Here is a 287-nt window from a genome sequence, read left to right as displayed (position 1 = left end):
GACTGTGAAGGCACGCCGGATCTGATTCTCATTGCCAGCGGTTCCGAGGTAGAACTGGCTGTCAATGCGAAGAAGCTTCTTTCTGACAGAAAGGTCCGCGTCGTTTCCATGCCGTGTATGAATTTATTCGAGGAACAGTCCGCAGAATATAAAGAATCCGTACTTCCGAAGTCTATTCGGAAGCATGTGGCAGTGGAAGCCTTAAGTGACTTTGGATGGGGCAGATACGTAGGACTGGACGGCGCCTGCGTGACCATGACCGGATTCGGAGCCAGCGGTCCGGCAAA

1 protein-coding gene is annotated in these 287 nt (G+C 52.6%); it reads left to right on the top strand.

The features are described from left to right. The coding region (locus tag NE473_RS32200) for a transketolase-like TK C-terminal-containing protein (protein ID WP_305148723.1) at positions 1 to 287 on the top strand (287 nt) is incomplete at both ends.

Source organism: Hungatella sp. SL.1.14, from assembly GCF_024460495.1.
GTDB lineage: Bacteria > Bacillota > Clostridia > Lachnospirales > Lachnospiraceae > Hungatella > Hungatella hathewayi.
This window is presented reverse-complemented; position numbering and strand designations above follow the sequence as displayed.